The organism is Methylobacterium sp. WL103 (assembly GCF_008039885.1).
Classification (GTDB): Bacteria; Pseudomonadota; Alphaproteobacteria; order Rhizobiales; family Beijerinckiaceae; genus Methylobacterium; species Methylobacterium cerastii.
In genome coordinates this window covers 1-2,475 of record NZ_VRUX01000611.1, presented here as the reverse complement: position 1 = coordinate 2,475, position 2,475 = coordinate 1, and the positions used below count along the sequence as shown (strand labels likewise).

The 2,475-nt window shown below is 73.0% G+C and carries 3 protein-coding genes and 1 pseudogene; all 4 read right to left on the bottom strand.

Annotated features, from left to right (window positions below; all coding sequences use genetic code 11):
* The coding region (locus FV222_RS23150; RefSeq protein WP_147815741.1) for a VWA domain-containing protein at positions 1 to 510 on the bottom strand (510 nt) is incomplete at its 3' end.
* Positions 507 to 1,106: an MxaK protein gene (locus FV222_RS23145; RefSeq protein ID WP_246685615.1), complete on the bottom strand. Its 600-nt coding sequence runs from the start codon at positions 1,104 to 1,106 to the stop codon at positions 507 to 509. The genes FV222_RS23145 and FV222_RS23150, both read right to left, overlap by 4 nt.
* An 11-nt stretch (positions 1,107 to 1,117) precedes the next feature.
* Positions 1,118 to 2,179: a vWA domain-containing protein gene (locus FV222_RS23140; protein ID WP_147815739.1), complete on the bottom strand. Its 1,062-nt coding sequence runs from the start codon at positions 2,177 to 2,179 to the stop codon at positions 1,118 to 1,120.
* A gap of 1 nt (position 2,180) precedes the next feature.
* Positions 2,181 to 2,475 (bottom strand): annotated as a pseudogene (locus FV222_RS23135) (nonribosomal peptide synthetase MxaA); the annotation flags it as partial.

Sequence of the window (2,475 nt, the reverse complement as noted above, 5' to 3'; positions counted from 1 at the left end):
CTCGTCTTCCTCACCGGCGGGCAGCGGCGGCGCCTCCTGCCCGTCGGTGAGGAAGACGAGGTCGGTGCCGAGATCGGCAGCGGTCGCGATCGCCCGGTGCAGCCCCGCCGCGATGCGGCTGTCGGCCTCCCAGGCCATGCGCCAGTCGATGGCCGCGATCGCCCCGTCGAGCGGCGCGAAATCGGCGCAGACCTCGATCGGCTCGAACAGCAGGAAGGTCCGCCGCTCGGTGAACAAGCCGAGCGCCACCCGCGAGCCGCAGGGCAGGCCGGCGATTGCTGAGCGGAGCGACGCCTTGGCAGTGTCGAGGCGGCTCGCGGGCGACCCGTCGGCGGCCTTGTCATCGCGGACCGTCATGCTGCCGGTGATGTCGAGGACGGCGAGCATCGCCACGCCGTCTCGGGTGAGCGCCAGCGGCGGGACGACGAGGGTCAGCACCGTGAGTACGAGGGCTCCGGCAAACGCGGAGAAGCGCGGATCGCGCAGGTTCCGGGCCAGATGCGCGTTCACGGGGCACCTCGCGGCTGGCCGGGAATCTCGGTCCAGATCTTCTTCGGCTCGGCCTTCAGATCGTCGCCGCCCTGGCGCTCGATCTCCGGGAAGTCGCGCAGCAGCCGCGAGGCGACGTCGAGATTGTACTTGGCGTCCCAGAAGCCGGGCTGCGCCGTCAGCGCCCGGCGGTAATCGGCTCGTGCGAGGGTGACGAGGGGGCCGGCCGGATCCAGATCGCCGCGGGCCAGTCGCGCGAAGGCTTGGCGTAGGCGCGCGTTGGCGAGCCAATAGCGCCCACGCGCCGCCTCCAGGCTGCCGGCGCGTTCCAGAGCCTCGACCAAGGCCTCGGCCTCCTCGGTACGGTCGCGGGTGGCGAAGAACCGCGCCTTGGCCAGGATCAGCCGCGGCGGCGCATCAGGCCCGACGGCGACCTCACGGCCAGCTTCCAGCGCGACGCGGTCGCGGTCGGCCGAGGCGGCGCGCCACGCGGCCCAGGCGAACCCCGAAGCCGCAAGCCCCAGCACTACCGGCAGGGCGACGAGCAGGCCCGGCCGGAGGCGGCGCCAGAGGCCGGACAGGGCGTCGGTCCAACGGGCGGGACGGACGGCCTGCAACGCGACACTTCTCATGCGGCGAGCCTCCGAAGTGCCTCGACCGCGGCAGCGGCCGGAGGCGCGGGTGCCCGGCGCAGGTCTGCCTCCGCGAGCTTGGCGAGCACCAGCAGCGCGATGCCGAGGCCGGCGGCAGTGTAGGCGAACCCCGAAAGATCCTTGCGCGGGCGGGTCTCGGCATAGGGGATCGGTTCGCGCTCGAGGCCCTCGATCTGTCGGATCGCCTCGGCCACGGCTTCCGGCCCCTCCACCTCGAAGGCGCGGTAGGGCACGCCGAGGCTCTTGAAGAACAGGTCGAGGTGGCGCTCGGGGGCCGCCTGCGGCGTGTCCTCCCCGGCCGGCCGGTCGAGGATCGACGGAGAGTCCTCGGTGCGCAGGAACAGCCAGTAGAGATTCGGGCGGATGCGGGCGAATTCGGCGCGGAGCTGCGCCTGGATCTTCGGGTCGATCACCGCCGCCCCGTCCGAGACCAGCAGGACCACGCGCGAGATCGTGCCGGATTCCGGCCCGAACTGCGACAGCGCCATGCCGAGCCCGCGCGCGACGTTGGTGTAGTCGAGGCCCGGTCGGTCGATAGCGCGGATCGCGGCGCGCACGGCGTCGTGCCGGTCGGTCATCGGCAGCACCAGCATCGGCGCGGTGGAGAAGGCAGCCACCGCGAACTGGTCGTGAGCGCGGGAGCCGACGAATTCGCCGAGCAGGCGCCGCGAGGCCGCGGCCTTGGATTCCTCCCCGCCCGAAGGCTGCCGACCGGCGAAAGTCTCGTTCATGCTGCCCGAGCGGTCGATCAGCATCGAGACCTGTGCGCCGATGCCGATGCGGGTCACCGTCTCCCCACGGCGATACGGGCCGGCGAGCGCCGTCACGAGTCCGGCATTCGCAAGGATGCCGGCGAGCGTCAGGGCGGTGGCGATCATGCGGGACGGGCCGTCGAGGGGCGCCGCCGACAGGGCCGGGACCGCGCTGCGGCGCTGGCCCGAGACCATGAGAGGCAGTAGCGCCAGCGGCAGCAGCCACAGCACGAGGGGCATCGCGAAACCGTAGCGGGCGGCGGTGTCGACGAGTGACTGGTGCATGTCAGGCCCTCCGCTCGTCGGCCGCGAGCCGGCACAGGGTGTCGTCGAGGGCCGCGAAGGACACGAGCGTGCGGGCACCCGCGGTGTCGCGACCGAAGAAGGCGAGGCGCGAGGCGGCGAAGAACGCCTCCAGCCGGGCGGCCTGGGGGGCGAGTGCCGGATGGCGGGCGAGGAAGGCCGACAGGTCGTCGGCGAGCACCCGGCGCCCGTCGGTGGTATCAATGCCGCGATGGAGCGCGAGCAGGCCGTCGCGATAGGCGGCATCCGCGGCCGCGCCCGTGCCGACGCCCGCCTTC